Source organism: Microbacterium sp. SORGH_AS_0421 (genome assembly GCF_030818635.1).
In the GTDB taxonomy this organism is placed as follows: Bacteria; Actinomycetota; Actinomycetes; order Actinomycetales; family Microbacteriaceae; genus Microbacterium.
Genome location: NZ_JAUTAO010000001.1, coordinates 874319 through 892970, shown reverse-complemented (window position 1 = coordinate 892970; position 18652 = coordinate 874319). Strand labels below are relative to the sequence as shown.

The window sequence follows — 18652 nt, the reverse complement described above, 5'->3', positions numbered from 1 at the left end:
ATCGATCGACACGATGTCGGCGGTACCTGCCACAATCCGAGGGTGACGACTCCGATCGAGGACTACGCGGTCCTCAGCAACTGCCGGTCCGCCGCTCTCGTCTCCTCCGCGGGGAGCGTCGACTGGTTGTGCCTGCCGCGGTACGACAGCGGGTCGATGTTCGGCGCCCTTCTCGGCGATGAGTCCCACGGTGCCTGGACGCTGCGTCCCGCCGACCCCGAGGCGCGGGCGACCCGGCGGTACGACGGCGACACCTTCGTGCTCGTCACGCGGTGGGAGACCTCGACCGGCATCGCCGACGTCTACGACGCCATGCCCGTCGACGAGGGCGTCGAGGCCCTCATCCGCCGCGTAGTCGGGGTCTCGGGCGAGGTCGATTTCATCAGCGAGGTGCGTCTGCGCTTCGACTACGCCCGTGCGGTGCCGTGGGTGCGTCAGATCGGCGGCGGCGACGAGCACGTCGTCCTCGCCGCGGCCGGCCCCGATTCGGTGACGATCCGCGGACCCCGCCTCATCGCCGTCGACACCGCCCACCGCGGCCGTTGGACGACGGAGCCGGGCCGAAGCGTCGACTCCGTCCTCGCCTGGGGCCCGTCGTGGCAGGAGCCGCCCGCCGCCTTCAACGTCGAGGCGGCGCTCGAGCGCACCCGCGAATGGTGGGCCGCGTGGGCCGACCGCGTGCAGGCCGCCGGTACCCACGCGGCGCTGGTCACGCGCTCGCTCATGGTGCTGCGCGCCCTCACGCACTCCGAGACGGGCGGAATCGTGGCGGCGGCGACGACTTCTCTCCCCGAGGCCTTCGGCGGTTCTCGCAACTGGGACTACCGCTACGTCTGGCTGCGCGACGCCGCTCTCACCCTCAGCGCCTACATCGACCACGGCTACCTCGATGCCGCGCACCGCTGGCGCGACTGGCTGCTGCGCGCGATCGCGGGCGACCCGTCCGACGTGCAGATCATGTACGGCATCGCGGGGGAGCGCGACCTGCCCGAGCGCGAGATCCCCAGCCTTCCCGGCTACGGCGGCGCGGCCCCCGTGCGCATCGGCAACGGCGCGGTCGACCAGTACCAGGCCGACGTCATCGGCGAGGTGATGGTCGCGCTCGAAGCCGCGCGCAACGCCGGCGTCGAAGAGACGACGTTCTCGTGGTCGCTGCAGCGGGCGCTCCTCGACCAGTTGGCGACCGAGGTCGACCGCCCCGACCTCGGGATCTGGGAGATGCGCGGCGAACCCCACTTCTTCACGCACTCGCGGGCGATGGTGTGGGCGGCGTTCGACCGTGGCATCCGGGCCGTCGAAGAGGGCGGGCGCGACGGCGACGTCACCACGTGGCGCACCCTGCGCGATCGTGTTCGGGCCGACATCGACGCCCGCGGTGTGCACGCGGGCGGTTGGTTCACGCAGCATTTCGACACCGACGAGGTCGATGCCTCGCTTCTCGTGCTGCCGCAGGTGGGTTTCTGCGCCTACGACGATCCGCGCATGCTCGCCACCGTCGCCCGCATGGAACAGACCCTCATGCCGGACGGATGGCTGCTGCGTTACCGCACCACGGGCGTGGACGGCCTGACCGGCGACGAGCATCCCTTCCTCGCCTGCTCGTTCTGGCTGGTGGGGCAGTACGCCCACAGCGGCCGCCGCGACGAGGCCGTCGCGCTCATGCACCGGCTGACGGCCGTTGCCAACGATCTCGGCCTGTTGTCCGAGGAGTACGACCCCACGACCGGTCGTCAGGCCGGGAACACCCCGCAGGCGCTCTCGCATCTCGCCCTGGTGGGGGCGGCCGACGCCCTCGACGCCACGGCGCCCCACCGAGAGGCCTGAGCCCGCCCCGACCGCACCGGCGCGGCCCTAGAGTCAACGCATGGACGACGACGTCGAGCTGCGCCGGCTGCGCGAGCGCGTGTACGGGGCCGAGGGGGCGTCCGCGACCCCCGCGATGATCGAGCGTCTCGCCGAGCTCGAGGAGCGGGTCCGCCGCTCCGGCTCCTCCGCCGCACCCGAGTCCGCGGGTTCGACGCCCGCCCCCGTCGCCATGCGCTCCGTCCTCGGAGCCGCCGCCCCTCTCGAGGGTCCCTCGACCCCCGGAGTCGCCGCCCCTGACGAGGATCTCTCGACCCCGGATGCCGCCCCCTTCACGCCCCGGCGCGTTCTGCGCCTCGTGCTCCTCTCCGTCGGCGCTCTGGCTCTGCTCGGTATCGGCATCGCGATCGGTGCGAGCGTGGCCCCCACCATGGCCGCGACCCCCGATCCCGCGTCGGCGGCCTATCCCGAGCTGACCTTCCCGCAGACGATCGAGGACGTCATCTCGGCCGACATCCTGCGCGACAGCGGGATCGACGCGGGGAGCACGCGCTACATCGCGACGGTGAGCGACTTCCGCATCTACCTCGCCCAGCCCGACGACGGCGACGGACGCTGCATCGTCGCCTTCACCTCCACCGACAATCGACCGTGGTCGGCCGGCTGCGCGAGCGGGGCACAGGAGGGAGCCGCGATCTTCGGGGTCGACGAGACCCTCACCGTCGCGATCGGGGATCCCGATGATTCCGATGTCACCGGCATCCCGATCCGTTTGTCACCGAGTGTCACGGCGTACGTGACGCAATAGCGAAGGAGAACGACGATGTTCCACGCCGATGGCGCCTACTCCGGGTTCGCGGTCGACGACCTCGAGGCGGCGCACCGTTTCTATGCCGACACCCTCGGACTCCGCGTCGAGGTGCTCGAGGGATCGGGCTTTCTCGCGCTGCATCTCGGTTCCGGGGGACGCGTGCTCGTCTACGGCAAGCCCCACCACCAGCCGGCCTCGTTCACGGTGTTGAACTTCCCCGTGGCCGACGTCGAGGCGGCCGTCGACGACCTGCGCTCCCGCGGCGTCGACACGAAGATCTACGACGACGCCGACTTTCCCACCGACTCCCGCGGCATCATGCGCGAGGGCGGTCCGCTGATCGCGTGGTTCCGTGACCCGGCGGGCAACGTCCTCGCCGTCCTCGACGAATGACGGATGGCTCAGCCCATCGCGCGGAGGTCGGTTCCGGTGGCATCGAGGCGGAAGGACTGGTCGCGGTAGTCATCGCGCAGTCCGAACGATATCTCGGGCGCCTCGACGCTGCGGTTGAAGGTCGGGCTGTCCAGGTCGGTGTCGGTCGTGCGGTGGATGAACACCGATCCGCCGTCTGTCGGTAGCCCGCTCTGGGCCGAAGCGTTCTCGATGGCCGGCCAGATGCGGTCGAGAGCCACGTCGGACCACGAGAACTGTTCCTCGGCGAGCTGGGGCTGGCTGCTCGCGGGCCCGTCGTGGCTGACGCGGCCCCCGCGGTAGGTCCACTCGTCGGTCTCGATGGCGCCGGCACGGACCGGGGCGTTCACGATCACGGCATCCGCGATCACGGTGATCGACACCACTCGATCGTGACCGATCGCCTCCTCGAGCGACCTCTCGGCGCTGAGGAGGGTGTCGGGCCGGCGCATGTCGACGCTCCACCGTCCCTCCGACCACGCGTCGACGGTCAGGCCGAGACCCTCTCGGAACGGCAGCAGAACGGCACCGGCGGCGAGGGCCGCGACCACGGCGAACACCGCGAGTCGAAGGGGACGTCCGCGGCGGCCGATACCGATGAGAGGCCCGCGGCGACGGCCTTTGTCGATGCGCGTTCCCGGAGGGATCGATCGGACCTCGACCTCGGTACGTGTCGGGATGACGATGCGCTCGATCTCGGCGGGCGAGAGTTCCCCGTCGACGAAGGCGACCTCGGGGCCGCCCTCGAGCAGGATCGCGACATCGCGTTCGACACCGGACTGGTAGGCCGGCAGCTCGATCAGCGGGACGATCGTGCGGATCGTGGTCGCCCACGCGTCGCCGGTGAGCGCGACCACCGTCACATCGATGTCGCAGACCGGCTGCTCGTTGATGAACGTCCCGGTCTGGCGAACCGAGTCGATGCGGGCGCGTCCCAGGCGGCGGGCGTCGCGAGCCTCGTGGACGGCGGCGGCAGAGGGGAACGACGCCGAGAGACCGCTCGCCAACCGGGTGATGGTGATCGCGAGGATGAAGACCGTGAGCGCGATGCCGAAGATCGGCATCCCGGTGTCCGGATTTCCGAGCAGGGCGACGATCAGAGCCCCGATCACCACTCCCAGGGCGGCGGAAGCAACAAGGCGAAGCACCTGAAAAGCCTAGACGTCCCGGGTGAGCGTCGGGAAAAGGGGGCGGGATGCCGTGGCTCCGGGATCCCGCAAAAGGGCGGGGGTCACCGTGGCCACGGCAACCCCCGCCCGGCTGACCGGACCCGAACCGGTCAGCCCCGCAGAGCCTCGCCGAGCTTGACGCGCGCCCCCGTGCGCAGCAGCGAGTTGCGGTAGATGCGGGCGGCGACGCCGATCGCGAGCACGCACGAGGCGAGCAGAACGAGGAGCGAGAGCACGGGTTCCCACCACTGCGCGTCGCCGAGGTACATGCGCAGCGGCATCCCCACCGGAGCCGAGAACGGCACGTACGACATGATCGTCAACACGACGGGGTTGTCGTTGAAGAAGATCACCAGGAAATACGGCGCCATGATCAGCATCGTGATCGGGGTGGTCGTCGCTCCGATGTCCTCCTGCCGCGAGACCATCGCGGCGGCCGCGGCGAACAGCGCCGCCAGCAGCACGAAGCCGAAGAGGAAGAAGATCGCGAACCACGCGATCGGGGCGCCGAGGGCGTCGAGCACCCCCGCTTGGCCGGTGACGGCGAGTCCCACGACCGCGACGGCGGCGAGCAGCACGATCTGCGCCATCGCAAGGATCGTGTTGCCGAGCACCTTGCCCGCCAGGAGCGCCCGCACCGGAATCGCCGAGATGAGGATCTCGACCACGCGCGTCTGCTTCTCTTCGACGACGCTCTGCGCGATGGTGCCCCCGAAGGTCGTCGCGGCGATGAGGAAGACGAGGCCGAAGGCCAGCGCGATGAAGTACCGCAGCACGTCGGCGGCGGTCGAGCCGGGGTCGAGCCGGTCGACCGGCGGGGTGTCGCTCAGCATCTGCAACAGGGTCGAGGGGACGCTGTCCTTCACCACGACGGTGAAGTCGAACGCCGAGTCCGACGAGCCCGAGATCAGGGCGGCATCCACCGTCCCGTCCGCCACGAGAGCGCGAGCGGCGTCGTCGCTGTCGGCAACCGTCACCTCGAGTCCGTCGAGGCCCGACACATCGCCCTGCGTCTGCGAGGTGACGGCGACGGGGATGCCGCTGCCGCTGGCGTTCGAAGCGGTGAAACCGCCCCAGAGCACCGACGCGAGGGCGGCGACGATGAGGATTGCGGTAGAGATGACGAATGCCTTGCTGCGCAGCTTCGAGCCGATCTCCCGCTCGGCGACCAGCCAGATGCTCTGCACCTCGCCGGGCGCGCGGTGCGGTGCGGTCTTTCGTGCCGGTGCCGGCGCGGTGGTCACGGTGCTCACTGGATGACCTCCTTGAAGATCTCGGCCAGGGTGGGCCGCTGGGGGGAGAAGCTGGCGACGTCGCCGCGTCCGACGGCTTCGCGCAGAACCCGCTGGGCGACGAGGTCGTCGTCGGCGTCGAAGAGGGCGTAGCCGCCGTCGAAATCGATCACGCGCACGCCGGGCTCGTCGCGCAGCCACCCGGTGTCACCGCGCGAGACCAGCTCGTACCGGTGGGTCGCGTGCTCGGCGCGGAGGCCCTCGCGGCTTCCCGCCGCCCGGATCGTGCCGTCGGCGATGATGACGAGGTCGTCGCAGAGACGCTCGACCACGTCGAGCTGGTGGGAGGAGAACAGCACGGCCGCGCCCTCGGCGGCCTTCTGCTGCAGGACGCCGGCGACCACGTCGACCGCCAGCGGATCGAGACCCGAGAAGGGCTCGTCGAGGATCAGCACCTCGGGCTCGTGAACGAGCGAGGCCGCGATCTGTGCGCGCTGCTGGTTGCCGAGCGAGAGCGTTTCGATGAGGTCGCCCAGGCGCTCGCCGAGTCCGAGGCGCTCGAGCAGGGCCGTGGCTTTGGCATTCGCCTCCGTCTTGCCGAAGCCGTGGAGCCTCGCGAGGTAGGCGATGTGCTCGGCCACCTTCATCTTGGGGTACAGCCCGCGCTCCTCGGGCATGTACCCGAAGCGACGGCGGTCGGAGGCGGTGACCGGGGCGCCGTTCAGCTCGACGGTGCCGGCGTCCTTGCCGAGCACGCCCAGAGCGATGCGCATCGTCGTGGTCTTTCCCGCGCCGTTGCCGCCGACGAAACCCGTGAGGCGCCCGGGGGCGACGTCGAAGCCCACCCCGTCGAGCACGCGGCGTCCGCCGTAGCTCTTGGTGATGCCGTCCAGATGGAGCACGATGCATCCCTTCTTCTCGATGTCTCCCACGCTAGGGATCCGGATGCCGCGTCGCCTCCGCCCCGGGACGGTTCTGCGTGTCCGCCGCACGGGGGAGGACCACTCCACCGCGGGGCTGCGGCAAGGCGCCCAGATCATCCTCGATCGCCGAGATGACTCGCGGCGGCGGTACGGCGCCCGGTCCGGCGGGCGCGGCGGTTCGGCGGGCGCGGCGGTTCGGGCACGGCGCGCAACCCGACCGGCCCCGGCCAGGCTGGCGCCCGCGCCGCCGTCAGGCCAGACCGTGCCGGTGGGCCAGCACCACGGCCTGCACGCGGTCGCGCGCGCCGAGCTTCTGCAGCAGGTTCGACACGTGCGTCTTGACCGTCGCCTCGCCGATGAACAGGCGCGCGGCGATCTCGGCGTTGCTGAGCGCCTCGGCCACCAGCCGCAGCACTTCGCTCTCGCGCTCGGTGAGAGGCTCGGTCAGACGCAGCGGCTCGATCGTCTCGGAGGAAGCGGATGCCGGCACCTCGGCACCCTGTGATGCGAAGCGCTCGATGACCCGGCGCGTGACCTCGGGTGCGAGCAGCGCGTCTCCGGCCCCGACGATGCGCACCGCCGAGACGAGCTCTTCCGGGCCCGCGTTCTTGAGCAGGAACCCGCTGGCCCCGGCGGCCAAGGCCGAGAAGAGGTAGTCGTCGCGATCGAAGGTCGTGACGATGAGCACCGCCGCGTCGGAGGCGGGGTCGGCGGTCAGCTGGCGAGTGGCTTCGAGGCCGTCCATGCCGGGCATCTGCACATCCATGCAGATCACGTCGGGCCGCAGGCGCGCCGCCGCCGCGAGTGCCTCGAGCCCGGATGCCGCCTCGCCCACGACCTCGATGTCGGGCTCGAGCGACAGGATCGTGCGGAAGCCGGCGCGCATCATGGCGTGGTCGTCGACCAGCAGCACGCGCACCTCAGACATGTGCCACCCCCGCCGGCGTAAGGGGCACGCGCACGCGCACGAGGTAGCCGCCGCGCGAGCGCGGCCCGATCTCGATCGTCCCGCCCGAGACGGCCGCGCGTTCGCGCATGCCGAGCTGCCCGAGCCCCGGCGTCGATGAACCGCGGCGTCCCGTGTTCGAGATCTCGAGCTCGACGGCATCCGTCTCGAACCTCAGGCGCACGTCTGCGCTGGCATCCGGCCCCGCGTGGCGGCGCGCGTTCGTCAGCGCCTCCTGCGCGATGCGGTACAGGTTCACCTGCACGAGGGGAGGGGGATCGCACGCGGGATCGCCGACGACGGTGAAGGTCGAAGGGAGCCCCGCGGCGGTGGCGTCGTCGACGAGGGCCTGGATCGAAGTCAGCCCGTGAGTGGTGGGCGCGGTCTGGGGGGCAGCGTCGCCGTCGGGCGTGCGCAGGGTCTCGAGAAGCTGGCGCAGCTCGTGCAGCGAGGCGCGCGCGGAACTCTCGACGCTCGCCAGGGTTTCGCGAGCGGCGTCGGGGTCACGCGTCAGGAGCGACCGGGCGACCCCCGCCTGGACCCCCATGAGCGAGACGTGGTGGGCGACGACGTCGTGCAGTTCGCGCGCGATACGAACGCGGTCGAGGGCGACGGCCTGCGCCGCGGTCACCTCGCGCTCGGTCTCGAGCTCGGCGGTGCGTTCCTCGAGGGCCGCGCGCTCGCGCATCTGCTGGTGCGAACGGTCGCCGAAGTAGTACGCACCCCCGAAGAAGAGGGCGTTGATCCCGATCATCAGCAGTTGGTAGGCGACGAACGGCGAGAAGGCGCCGGCGCGCGAGAACGCGCCTCCGGTGATCCCCTCCACCGGTTGCGTGGCGTCTTGGAACATCACCACGAACAACCAGGCGAACATGCCCACGATGATGGCGACGCGCACGATCGTCGCGCGGCGGCGGCTCGTCTCCCACGCGCCGACCGTGTACAGCGCGATGAACATGGCGATGTTCCCGGCGTAGATCTCGGGGATGCGGAGGGTCACGGCGAGGAAGTACGCGAACGATACGATCACGGCCACCACCGACGGCCAGCGCCGACGCAACGCGATGGGGGCGGCGAGCACGAACACGTAGCCCACCGCGAGGGCGAGCGAGGCCTGCTTGTCGCCGTAGAGGCCCGACACCGACGACAACACCGCGCTGAGCAACCCGCCGAGCAGCAGCACGACCGCGAGCACGATGTCGTTCCGCTGTTGCGCGCGCGTGATCCGTGGCATCCCTCCACGCTAGAGGCGACCTGCGACACCTGCATCCCCCGCACGGCGGAGTCAAGAGGAGGGGGAATACAGGTTCGACCGTGATGCTTGCACGTGAATGAATCAGGGCGCTCGGCGCCCCCGTCGTCCAGAAAGAGGATCATCGTGACCGACTACACGATCGGCTACATCGTCGGCAGCATCTCCAGCACCTCGATCAACCGCCGTCTGGCGAAGGCACTCGAGAAGGTCGCCCCCGAGGGCGTGACCCTGAAGGAGATCCCGATCAAGGATCTGCCGTTCTACTCGCCCGACTACGACGGGGACTTCCCGGAGGTCGCGACGGAGTTCAAGAAGGCGATCGAGGACGCCGACGGCGTGTTCATCGTCACCCCCGAGTACAGCCGCTCGATCCCGGGTGTGCTCAAGAACGCGCTCGACTGGTCGGCGCGCCCCTACGGCGAGGCGTCGTTCAACGACAAGCCCACCGCCGTCATCGGCACCTCGCAGGGCGGTATCGCCACCGCCGCCGGTCAGCAGCACCTGCGCGCGGTGCTCCTGCACTACAACGCCCTGGTCCTCGGCCAGCCCGAGGGGTACATCCAGTCGACCCCCGGCCTGTTCGAAGAGGACGGCACCGTCACCGACGAGGGGACCGCCGCGTTCCTCCGCTCGATCATCGAGGCGCTGGTGACGCTGGTCCAGCGCACCGCTCCCGCCGAGGTGCCCTCGGTCTGACGCTCCCGCACGGCGGGGTCGGGGTTCGCTCCGGCCCCGCCGTCGTGCGTCGCGGGGTGCACTCCTCGCGCACCATGCGTTCTCGAGGGGATCGGGTACCGCGGCGGCCCCGCAGAATCGGGTGGATGCAGCGGACGCGGGTCATCCGGCGCCTGAGCTCCGAATCTGTCGCCGTGGGTTCGAGTCCGGTGCCTCGCGGGCACGCCGATCGACACACCTGCGCGGGTGGATGCCTCCGGATGCCGCGACCTCGGCGTTCAGCCGAAGATCATCGGCAGGTCGTCATCGTCGTCGGCGTCCGACAGCTCGAGGTCGGCGACGACGGGGACGTGGTCGCTGGGGACCTCGCCCTTGCGTTCGTTGCGATGGATCTCGGCGCCGTGGACGGCGTCGGCGAAGGCGCGCGAGCCGAGGATGAAGTCGATGCGCAGACCCTCGTTGCGCGGGAAGCGCAGCTGCTTGTAGTCCCAGTAGGTATAGCCGGTGGGGATGAGCGGTCGCACCACGTCGGTGAGCCCCGCTGTCTCGAACGCGGCGAAGGCCGCCCGTTCGACCGGCGAGACGTGCGTGCTCGCACCCTGCACGATCGTCGGGTCGCCGTTGTCGTCGTCGGTCGGGGCGATGTTGAAGTCACCGGTCAGCGCGAGGGGCAGGTCGGGGTCGGCCGCGAGGGTGTCGGCCGTGTACTGCCGCAGCTTGTCGAGCCAGTCGAGCTTGTAGGTGAAGTGCGGGTCGTCGAGCCCGCGACCGTTGGGCACGTACAGGCTCCACACGCGGACGCCGTTGACGGTGGCGCCGATCGCGCGGGCCTCCTGCGGGAGGTCGGGCCCCTCTTTGCCCTTCTCGAACCCGGGCATGCCGGGGAAGCCGATCTCGACGTCCTCGAGCGGCTCACGGCTCGCGATCGCGACGCCGTTCCACTGGTTCAGCCCGTGCGCGGCGACGTGGTAACCGGCCTCCTCGAAGGCGGCGTACGGGAACTGCTCCGTCTTGCACTTGATCTCCTGCATCGCCAGCACGTCGATGTGCTCGCGCACGCAGAACTCGACGGTGCGGGTGACGCGGGCACGGATGGAGTTGACGTTCCAGGTGGCCAGGCGCATGGCATCCAGCCTACTTTCGTGCGCCGACATCGCCGTGCGGGCGAGACGGTCGCGGCCCGTCGCGCGGGGTCGGTGGCCGACATGCCGTTCGGGTCGCCGATGGGGCGGCGTGCCGGGGCCGAACTCCGCGGGACGGCGGGCGGCGCGCCGGAGCGGTTGAAGGACCGTCGTGCGGAGTGTGCGGGCGGCGTGCCGGGTCGGTCGGTGGGCCGTCGTGCGGAGTGTGCGGGCGGCGCGCCGGGTTCGCCGCTGCAGGGGCGGAGTGCCGGGCGGAATCTCCGCACAACGGATGCCGCAGACCCGCGCCCGGCAGCGGCCCGGTCCGCGGCGGGGCAGGGCAATAGAATCGACGCCGTGACCACCGCCTCCACGCCCGAGCTCGAAGCCGACCGTCAGGCCCTCATCGGCCTCATCAAGGACGAGGCGGTGTTCCACGGCGACTTCACCCTCTCGAGCGGCAAGAAGGCGACGTACTACGTCGATATGCGCAAGCTCACCCTCGACCACCGCGCCGCCCCCGCGATCGGCCGTCTGGTGCTGGACCTCGTGAAGGACCTCGACGGCGTCGTCGCCGTCGGCGGCCTCACGCTCGGCGCCGACCCCATCGCCAACGCCGTCATGCACGAGTCGGTGCACGCCGGAACCCCGCTCGACGCGTTCGTCGTGCGCAAAGAGCCCAAGGACCACGGCCGCGGTCGCCAGATCGAGGGCGCCGATGTCGAGGGCAAGCGCGTCGTCGTCGTCGAAGACACCTCGACCACCGGCCAGTCCGCCCTCAAGGCCGTCGAGGCGTTGCGCCGCGCTGGTGCCGAGGTCGTCGCTGTCGCCGTCATCGTCGACCGCAAGACCGGAGCGCAGGCAGCGATCGAGGCCGAGGGCCTGCAGTGGCTGGGATCCATCGACCTCGACGACCTGGGCCTCGCCCCGCAGTAAGCAGTCCCGCTCCGCCGGACCCTTGGCCGGTGCGTCGGGGCGTCGCCGCGCTGTTACGAGAACAGGGTGGTGCGACGAGAACAGGGCGTTTCGTGGGGTTTCGTCCTGTTTTGGTGGCATCCCCTGTTTTGGTGACGGGGTGGTGGATGCCGGTCCCTGGGCGCCCGGCCGGGGTGCAGCCGCCGGGGGCGTCGCCGCGTTGTTACGAGAACAGGGTGGTGCGACGAGAACAGGGCGTCTCGTGGGGTTTCGTCCTGTTCTGGTGGCATCCCCTGTTTTGGTGACGGAGATGGCGGATGCCGGCACCCCGGCGCCCGGCCAGAGCGCAGCAGCCGACCGCGTCGGCGCGCCCCGCGCCGGGACCCGCCTGAGCCCGACCCGCCTCAGCCCGACCCGCCTCAGCCCGACCCGCCTCAGGCCGACCCGTCTCAGCCCGACCCGCCTCAGGCCGACCCGTCGCCCGGCCCGTCGAACGGGTCTCGCCGCCCGCCGCCGCGACGCGAACGGCGCCACTGCACGATGAAGGCCACGAGCGTTCCCGCCGTGATGAAGAAGGCGACGATCAGCCAGAGCGTACGGTCGTCCATGGTGTCTCCTCGTCGGGGTCAGAGACCCGCTTCGAGGCCTTCCTCGCCGTCGGCGAGGTCGGACTCGAGGGGCTCCTGGCGCACGAGCTCGGCGACCGAGCCGAGAATCTCGTCGGGGCGGAAGGGGTAGCGCTCGATCTCTCGCTGGTCGCTGATGCCGGTCATGACGAGCACGGTGTGCAGCCCGGCTTCGATGCCGGCCACGATGTCGGTGTCCATACGGTCGCCGATCATGCCGGTGTTCTCGCTGTGCGCACCGATGCGGTTGAGGGCCGAGCGGAACATCATCGGGTTCGGCTTGCCGACGATGTACGGCTCCTTGCCCGTGGCCTTGGTGATGAGCGCGGCGATGGCTCCGGTCGCGGGCAGCACGCCCTCGGTCGAGGGGCCCGTGGCATCCGGGTTCGTGGCGATGAAGCGGGCGCCCCCGCGGATGAAGCGGATCGCCTTCGTGATCGCTTCGAAGGAGTAATTGCGGGTCTCGCCCACGACGACGTAGTCGGGCGTGGTCTCGGTCATGATGAAGCCCGCCTCGTGCAGGGCGGTGGTCAGCCCCGCCTCGCCGATGACGAAGGCGGATCCGCCCGGGCATCTGCGACCGGAGGAAGTCGGCGGTGGCCAGAGCCGAGGTCCAGATCGAGGACTCGGGCACGACGAGACCGGACGCCCGGAGTCGGGCGCTGAGATCACGCGGGGTGTAGATGGAGTTGTTGGTCAGCACGAGGAACGGGGTTCCCTCGGCCCGCCACTGGGCGAGCAGTTCGGATGCCCCGGCGATGGGCGTGTTCTCGTGGACGAGAACGCCGTCCATGTCGGTCAGCCAGCACTCGATATCGCCTCGGGTCCGCATGGGGCCCAGCCTAGACCCGGCTACCGACACGCTCCCAGGGGTGGTGGTGCGCGGACGAGCGTGGGCGGGCCCGACCCGAAGTCGTGGCCCGCCCGACCGCGGATGCCGACTTACTTGAAGGTGTCCTTCACGTCTTCGCCGGCCTTCTTCGCGTCGGCCTTGACCTGGTCGGCCTTGCCCTCGGCGGCGAGCTTGTCGTTGTCGGTGGCGTTGCCGATCGCTTCCTTCGCCTTGCCCACGATGTCCTGAGCGGCGTTCTTGATCTTGTCGTCGAGACCCATGATGTGACTCCTCTTCGTCGTCTCGGCGTCGGCGGCGAGGGGATCTCGTCGCGACGGAGCGGGTTGCTCACGGATGAGACGCACCCCGAGCGCGATTCGTCACGCGACGTCGCGAAAAACTTCTCGCCGCGGGTATTCCGTTCACGGAATGCACCCGTGACGGACGCGCCCGATCTCGTTAGGGTCGAAGGGTGACGCGAACCGAATGGGACCCCGAGAACCTCCCGAACCTCTCCGGGCGGTCCTATCTCGTCACGGGCGCCACTCGCGGGCTCGGCTTCTTCGCGTGCGAGCAACTCGCCGCCGCCGGCGCCCACGTGCTGCTCACCGGCCGGAACCCCAACAAGATGTCCGCGGCCAAGGCGGCCATCAAGCGTTCGACTCCGGATGCCAGCATCGAGACGCTTCTGCTCGACACCAGCAACATGGGCTCGGTGCGGGCCGCGGCCGCCACGGCCCGCGCGCGCGGGCGGCTCGACGGGCTCCTTCTGAACGCCGGCATCGTCCACCCGCCCAAGGAGCGCCAAACCGCCGGCGGCCACGAGCTCGTCTTCGCCACGAACGTGCTGGGCCATTTCGCCCTGGCCGGCGAGCTGCTCAAACCCCTCGCCGCTGCCCGCGGCCGCATGGTCTGGGTGGGCAGCATGTCGACGTCGCTCTGGCGGCACGTGCCCACCGATCCCGAGCTGCGCGAGGGCTACTCGCCGTGGCGCGCCTACGTGCAGTCGAAGGCCGCGACGACCGCGTTGGCCCTCGAGGCGCAGAAGAGGCTCCTCGCCCACGGCGTTCCGATTCAGAGCCTCGTGGCCCACCCCGGCTACTCGACGAGCGGCCGCACGCGCGGCGTGCGCGGCGTCAACGAGCCGAGTCGGCTCACGCGCTTCCTCGACAACCTGCAGGCGCCGATCACCCAGTCCAAGGAGCAGGGGGCCTGGGCCCTCGTCCGCGCTCTCGTCGACCCGTACGCCGAGGGCGGCGCGATGTACGGACCGGCGCTCGTCGCCCGCGGAGCCCCGCGCGTGGCGACCCCGGCCCGCCGGACGCGGGGCAGCGAGCTCGGTGCCGACCTGTGGCGCGCGTGCGAGACGGCGACGCACGTGCGCTGGCCCTTCGATCGGGCTCGGCGCGCGGCATCCTGAATCCGGCCCTGGGCCACCGCTGAGCGGAGGAGGATCGACGGAGAACCTCGCTCGGGTCCTCGTCTCTCCGGATCCCCTCCCGTGCACCGGCCGCGACTTGCGCGAGATGTCTGCGGCGCACGCCGGGCGAGCCCCCGACCCTCAGCGCGTGAGCCAGACCGAACTGCCCGCGCCGGCCGGCAGCGTCACCTCGACGCCGTCCGCGCGCACGACGTCGTCGCTGAGGACTTCGAGCTCGTGCCCGACGTCGATGCCGTTCTCGACGAGCGCCCGCAACAGTTCGGGGTCGCGGTCGCTCACGCGAAGAACGCGTCCGGCGTGTCCGGTCGACGCCTCGGCGAGGAGCACGAAGGGCTCGCGGTGCACCGAGCCGTCGGCATCCGGGATCGCGTCTCCGTGGGGATCGAAACGCGGGCGGCCGAGTCGTTCGTCGATCCCCTCGAGCAGGCGGTCGCTCAGGGAGTGCTCGAGCACCTCGGCTTCGTCGTGCACCTCGTCCCACGAGTAGTCGAACTCGCGTACGAGCCAGGTCTCGATGAGGCGGTGCCGGCGGATCACGCCCGCTGCGCGGAACCCGCCCGCGGGGGTCAGCGACACCGGTCCGTACGGCCGATGCGTGACCAGACCCTGCGCGGCGAGCTTCTTGACCATCTCTGTCACGCTCGAGGGGGCCAGGCCCAGCACGCTCGCGAGCTGCGAGGGCGTGATCGGGCTGTCCTGCCACTCGGTGTGGTGGTAGATCGCCTTGAGATAGTCGTCGGCCACGGGCGATTCCACAGCGTCAGCCTAACCGCCGGTGAAGACCAACCACAGGAGCAGGGCGTTGAGGGCGATGAGGAACACGGATGCCAGCACCCCGGCCGCCGTGGTCGCCGCGCGGTTGCGATAGTCGCCGAGCACATCGCGTCGACGGGTCAGGGCCACGAGCGGGACGAGTGCGAACGGGATGCCGAACGACAGCACGACCTGGCTGAGCACGAGCGCGAGGGTGGGGTCGACGCCGAGGGCGAGGATCACCAGCGCGGGGACGAGAGTGACGAGCCGGCGGGCGAGCAGGGGGATGCGCGCGTGCAGGAGCCCCTGCATGATCTCGGCGCCGGCGTAGGCGCCGACCGAGGTCGAGGCGAGACCGCTGGCGAGCAGGCCCACCGCGAACAGGGTGGCCACGAGCGGGCCCAGTCCCGCGCGCAGAGCCGCGTACGCGCCTTCGAGGCTGTCGGTGCCCTCGACCCCGGCGAGGTTCGCGGCGGCGAGCAGCAGGATCGCGAGGTTGACGGTACCGGCGACGGCGAGGGCGATCGTGACGTCCCACCGGGTCGCTCGCAGCAGGCGCGGGGTCGAGATGCCTCGGGCTTCGGCGAGGGCATCGGCGCGGGTCTGGGCGGTCGCGTCGGCGAGGGGGTGGGTGCCGTCGCCGCGCGTGGCCGGATCGGCCCCCGCGGGTGCGAAGCGATCGCGGGCGAGGGCGGAGTGCGCGTAGATCGCGTGCGGCATGATCGTCGCGCCCAGGATCGAGGCGGCCAGCAGGACGGAGGTGCTGCCCTCGAACCGCGGAACGAGACCCGCGATGACCCCGGCGGGCTCGGGCGGGGCGAAGAACAGCCCGAAGGTGAAGCCGACGGCGATGATCAGCAGCAGCCCGATGAGCACCGTCTCGAAGACCCGTGCTCCGCGCCGTGTCTGCACGAGCAGGAGGCACATCGAGATGACTCCCGTGATCGCGCCTCCCCACACCAGGGGGATGCCGAAGAGCAGATGCAGAGCGACGGCACCACCGATGACCTCGGCGACATCGGTGGCCATCGCGACGAGTTCCGCCTGCAGCCAGTACGCACGACGCGCCCAGGGCCGGCGGATGCGGTGCCCGAGCGCCTGCGGGAGGCTCTCGCCCGTGACGATGCCGAGCTTCGCGGAGAGGTACTGGATCAACCAGGCCATGACATTGCCGAGCACCACGACCCAGACGAGCAGGTAGCCGAAGGTCGCGCCCGCGGTCATGTTGCTCGCGACGTTGCCCGGATCGAGGTAGGCGACGCCGGCGACCATGGCCGGTCCGAGCAGCCAAAGTGCGCGCCCGGATGTGTGGCGGCGATCCACGGCATCCATATTTTTCGGCATCCCGAAACCGTAGCAATATTTCGGGCGACCGAAAAGTGGCGACCACGGTGTGGCGATCACCCGTCGGGCGCGAGGCGGTCCCGGACGCGGCCGGTACGAGGCGCGGCCTCGCGCCTGTGCCCTCGACCCGCGGCGGACGAGAGTGCGTCGCGGTGGGCGGCCTGTCCGCGGGGGAGGGCGCCCGGCGAGGGGCGGCGAGCAGCGCGCGGGTAGCCTGAGGACGTGACGCAAGCCGACGAGACCGCGCCGGCGCCGACCGACGCCGCCGAGCCCCGATCCGCGCATGCCGACGATCCGGCGCCGCGGCCGGACGACGTCGCAGCGGCACCCGCGCACGGCGTCGGTCCCTGGCCCGGCGGCCCGGACGCCTGGCCCGACGACCCTCGTTACGACCGCGAGCTGCTCGAGAACGGCGACACGCGCAACGTCGTCGACGTCTACCGCTACTGGAGCATGGACGCGATCGTGGCCGACCTCGACGACAAGCGGCATCCGTTCCACGTCGCGATCGAGAACTGGCAGCACGACCTCAACATCGGCTCCATCGTGCGCAGTGCGAACGCGTTCCTCGCGGCCGAGGTGCACATCGTGGGCAAGCGCCGCTGGAACCGTCGCGGCGCCATGGTCACCGACCGCTACCAGCACGTCCGGCATCACGAAGACGTCGCCGCCTTCACCGCCTGGGCGCGCGAGGCGGGACTCCCGGTGATCGCCGTCGACAACGTCGAGGGGTCGGTGCCGGTCGACCGTGCCGAGCTCCCCGAAGCGTGCGTGCTGCTGTTCGGTCAGGAGGGTCCCGGGCTGTCGCCCGAGGCGATCGAGGCGGCCACCGGCGTGGTCGAGATCACCCAGTACGGTTCCACGCGCTCGATCAACGCCGCGTCGGCCGCCGCCGTGATCATGTACGAGTGGTGCCGCCGCTGGGCGTGAGCGGCGCCTTCGTGACGCCACCGTGTGAAACGCGGGGTCTTTGTCGGTAACGCGCTGCCGCTGGGCGGCGCGACGGTTGTTTACTGACGGCACCCGGTTGCAAGACCCGCGGGGAGGAGGAAGCGCCCCGCCGCGAGTCGCGCAGCCTGCCCTTCGCCGGTGGCAGCCGGTGAAGGACGCGACACCGAATCACACTCCTGGAAGGAATGACCATGACGACCACGGATTCAGCGACGACGGACCTGGCGGACCGCTGGCGGGACGCACCCGCTCCACACGATAGCGCCGGCTGGATCGCGCGCGCCCGCGAGGTGGCCGACATCTTCGCCGCCGACGCGGTCGAGCGCGATCGGGCGAATCAACCCCCGTTCACCGAGGTCGCGCTCCTCAAGGCATCGGGCCTGGTCACGCTGCTCGGCCCCCGCGCGCACGGCGGCGCCGGCGAGACGTGGGAAACGGCGTACAAGGTCATCCGCGCGGTGGCCCGCGGCGACGGCTCGATCGGCCAGCTGCTCGGCTACCACTACCTGTGGGCGTGGGCGGCTCGGCTCGTGGCGACCGACGCCCAGATCGCCGCGGTCGAGGCGCTGTACACCTCGAACGCCTTTCTCTTCGGCGGGGCGGTCAACCCGCGCGACTCCGATCTCGTCATCCGCGAAGACGGCGACGATCTGATCTTCTCGGGGCACAAGTCGTTCTCGACCGGCGGCCGAGTCTCCGACCTGACGGTGCTCGAGGGCGTGCTCGAAGGCACAGACACCCATATCTTCGCCATCGTCCCCACCGCGCAGGAGGGCATCGTCTTCGCCGGCGACTGGGACAACCTCGGCCAGCGCCTCACCGAGTCGGGGTCGGTCGAGATCCGCGACGTCCGGGTGCCGTGGGCGGATGCCGCGGGCTTCGTCGACAAGCAGTTCCAGCCGCTCGTCTACAACACCCTCAACGTGCCGGCCATCCAGCTCGTCTTCGCGAACTTCTACCTCGGCATCGCACAGGGAGCCCTCGAGACCGCCGCGGCGTACACGCGCGACCGCACCCGGCCGTGGCCGTACGGCGGAGACGACAAGCAGCGTGCGACCGACGAGTGGTACCTGCTCGAGGGGTACGGGACGCTGCAGTCGAAGCTGTGGGCAGACGAAGCGCTGCTCGACGCGGTGGGCGCCGAGATCAGCGCCGTCCTGCACGCTCCGCGCGAGGAGCTGACCGAGCACCGTCGCGGAGAGATCGCGGTGCGCATCGCCGCCGGAAAGCTGCGGATCGTCGATGACGGTCTCGAAGTGGCCTCGAAGGTCTACGAGCTCACCGGGGCTCGCGCGACGTCGAACGCCGTGGGCCTCGACATCTTCTGGCGCAACCTCCGTACGCACAGCCTGCACGACCCCATCGCCTACAAGAAGCGCGAGGTCGGCGAGTACGTGCTGCTCTATCAGATGCCGGTCCCCACCTGGTACACGTGATTTCCGGG

At 70.6% G+C, this 18652-nt stretch carries 18 protein-coding genes and 1 pseudogene; 8 read left to right on the top strand and 11 right to left on the bottom strand.

Annotated features, from left to right (window positions below; all coding sequences use genetic code 11):
- The first annotated feature begins 42 nt into the window (after window positions 1-42).
- Genes QE416_RS04175 through QE416_RS04165 form a run of 3 tightly spaced genes read left to right on the top strand, consistent with a single transcriptional unit; the run spans window position 43 to window position 3007 of the window.
- A complete protein-coding gene (locus tag QE416_RS04175; protein ID WP_307313746.1) occupies window positions 43-1824 on the top strand; it encodes a glycoside hydrolase family 15 protein in 1782 nt (593 codons plus the stop codon).
- A gap of 40 nt (window positions 1825-1864) precedes the next feature.
- The gene (locus QE416_RS04170; RefSeq protein ID WP_307313742.1) at window positions 1865-2611 is read left to right on the top strand and encodes a hypothetical protein; all 747 of its coding nucleotides are present in this window, start codon (window positions 1865-1867) and stop codon (window positions 2609-2611) included.
- Window positions 2612-2626: 15 nt separating this feature from the next.
- Window positions 2627-3007, top strand: a complete 381-nt coding sequence (locus QE416_RS04165) for a VOC family protein (protein WP_307313740.1) — start codon at window positions 2627-2629, stop codon at window positions 3005-3007.
- An 8-nt stretch (window positions 3008-3015) separates the two neighbouring features.
- Here QE416_RS04165 and QE416_RS04160 read toward each other — a convergent pair whose 3' ends face one another.
- From QE416_RS04160 to QE416_RS04140, 5 genes are all read right to left on the bottom strand, one after another.
- Complete coding sequence (locus QE416_RS04160; RefSeq protein WP_307313738.1) at window positions 3016-4173, bottom strand: hypothetical protein; 1158 nt, start codon at window positions 4171-4173, stop codon at window positions 3016-3018.
- Between the two features lie 131 nt (window positions 4174-4304).
- Window positions 4305-5438 carry an ABC transporter permease gene (locus QE416_RS04155; protein WP_307317858.1) on the bottom strand — a complete coding sequence of 378 codons (1134 nt, stop codon included), beginning with the start codon at window positions 5436-5438 and terminating at the stop codon, window positions 4305-4307.
- Window positions 5439-5443: 5 nt separating this feature from the next.
- A complete protein-coding gene (locus QE416_RS04150; RefSeq protein WP_307317856.1) occupies window positions 5444-6328 on the bottom strand; it encodes an ABC transporter ATP-binding protein in 885 nt (294 codons plus the stop codon).
- 271 nt (window positions 6329-6599) lie between these two features.
- Window positions 6600-7277, bottom strand: a complete 678-nt coding sequence (locus tag QE416_RS04145; protein ID WP_210076878.1) for a response regulator transcription factor — start codon at window positions 7275-7277, stop codon at window positions 6600-6602.
- Complete coding sequence (locus QE416_RS04140; protein ID WP_307313737.1) at window positions 7270-8529, bottom strand: sensor histidine kinase; 1260 nt, start codon at window positions 8527-8529, stop codon at window positions 7270-7272. The genes QE416_RS04145 and QE416_RS04140 overlap by 8 nt, the downstream gene beginning before the upstream one ends.
- A gap of 144 nt (window positions 8530-8673) precedes the next feature.
- On the opposite strand from QE416_RS04140, the gene QE416_RS04135 reads away from it, so the two are divergent.
- A complete protein-coding gene (locus tag QE416_RS04135) occupies window positions 8674-9246 on the top strand; it encodes an NADPH-dependent FMN reductase (RefSeq protein WP_307313735.1) in 573 nt (190 codons plus the stop codon).
- Window positions 9247-9503: 257 nt separating this feature from the next.
- Here QE416_RS04135 and QE416_RS04130 read toward each other — a convergent pair whose 3' ends face one another.
- Complete coding sequence (locus QE416_RS04130; protein ID WP_307313733.1) at window positions 9504-10349, bottom strand: exodeoxyribonuclease III; 846 nt, start codon at window positions 10347-10349, stop codon at window positions 9504-9506.
- Window positions 10350-10703: 354 nt separating this feature from the next.
- Between QE416_RS04130 and pyrE the strand changes: the two genes are divergently transcribed.
- Window positions 10704-11282, top strand: a complete 579-nt coding sequence (pyrE, locus tag QE416_RS04125; protein ID WP_210076888.1) for an orotate phosphoribosyltransferase — start codon at window positions 10704-10706, stop codon at window positions 11280-11282.
- Between the two features lie 443 nt (window positions 11283-11725).
- On the opposite strand, the gene QE416_RS04120 is transcribed toward pyrE, so the two are convergent.
- The 3 genes and pseudogenes from QE416_RS04120 to QE416_RS04110 form a co-directional block, all read right to left on the bottom strand.
- Window positions 11726-11869 carry a hypothetical protein gene (locus QE416_RS04120; RefSeq protein WP_307313731.1) on the bottom strand — a complete coding sequence of 48 codons (144 nt, stop codon included), beginning with the start codon at window positions 11867-11869 and terminating at the stop codon, window positions 11726-11728.
- A gap of 18 nt (window positions 11870-11887) precedes the next feature.
- Window positions 11888-12719: pseudogene (locus tag QE416_RS04115) on the bottom strand (HAD-IIA family hydrolase).
- Window positions 12720-12829: 110 nt separating this feature from the next.
- A complete protein-coding gene (locus QE416_RS04110) occupies window positions 12830-13000 on the bottom strand; it encodes a CsbD family protein (protein ID WP_210075832.1) in 171 nt (56 codons plus the stop codon).
- Between the two features lie 191 nt (window positions 13001-13191).
- Between QE416_RS04110 and QE416_RS04105 the strand changes: the two genes are divergently transcribed.
- Window positions 13192-14139, top strand: coding sequence for an SDR family NAD(P)-dependent oxidoreductase (locus QE416_RS04105; protein WP_307313729.1), 948 nt, complete (start codon window positions 13192-13194; stop codon window positions 14137-14139).
- A gap of 141 nt (window positions 14140-14280) precedes the next feature.
- On the opposite strand, the gene QE416_RS04100 is transcribed toward QE416_RS04105, so the two are convergent.
- Entirely contained in the window at window positions 14281-14916 is a 636-nt protein-coding gene (locus QE416_RS04100) for a metal-dependent transcriptional regulator (RefSeq protein ID WP_307313727.1), read from the bottom strand.
- A gap of 9 nt (window positions 14917-14925) precedes the next feature.
- The gene (locus QE416_RS04095; RefSeq protein WP_307313726.1) at window positions 14926-16257 is read right to left on the bottom strand and encodes an Nramp family divalent metal transporter; all 1332 of its coding nucleotides are present in this window, start codon (window positions 16255-16257) and stop codon (window positions 14926-14928) included.
- 222 nt (window positions 16258-16479) lie between these two features.
- Here QE416_RS04095 and QE416_RS04090 point away from each other — a divergent pair, with 222 nt between their 5' ends.
- Complete coding sequence (locus QE416_RS04090) at window positions 16480-17187, top strand: RNA methyltransferase (protein WP_307313725.1); 708 nt, start codon at window positions 16480-16482, stop codon at window positions 17185-17187.
- A gap of 212 nt (window positions 17188-17399) precedes the next feature.
- Complete coding sequence (locus QE416_RS04085; RefSeq protein WP_307313723.1) at window positions 17400-18644, top strand: monooxygenase; 1245 nt, start codon at window positions 17400-17402, stop codon at window positions 18642-18644.
- Window positions 18645-18652: the final 8 nt, after the last annotated feature.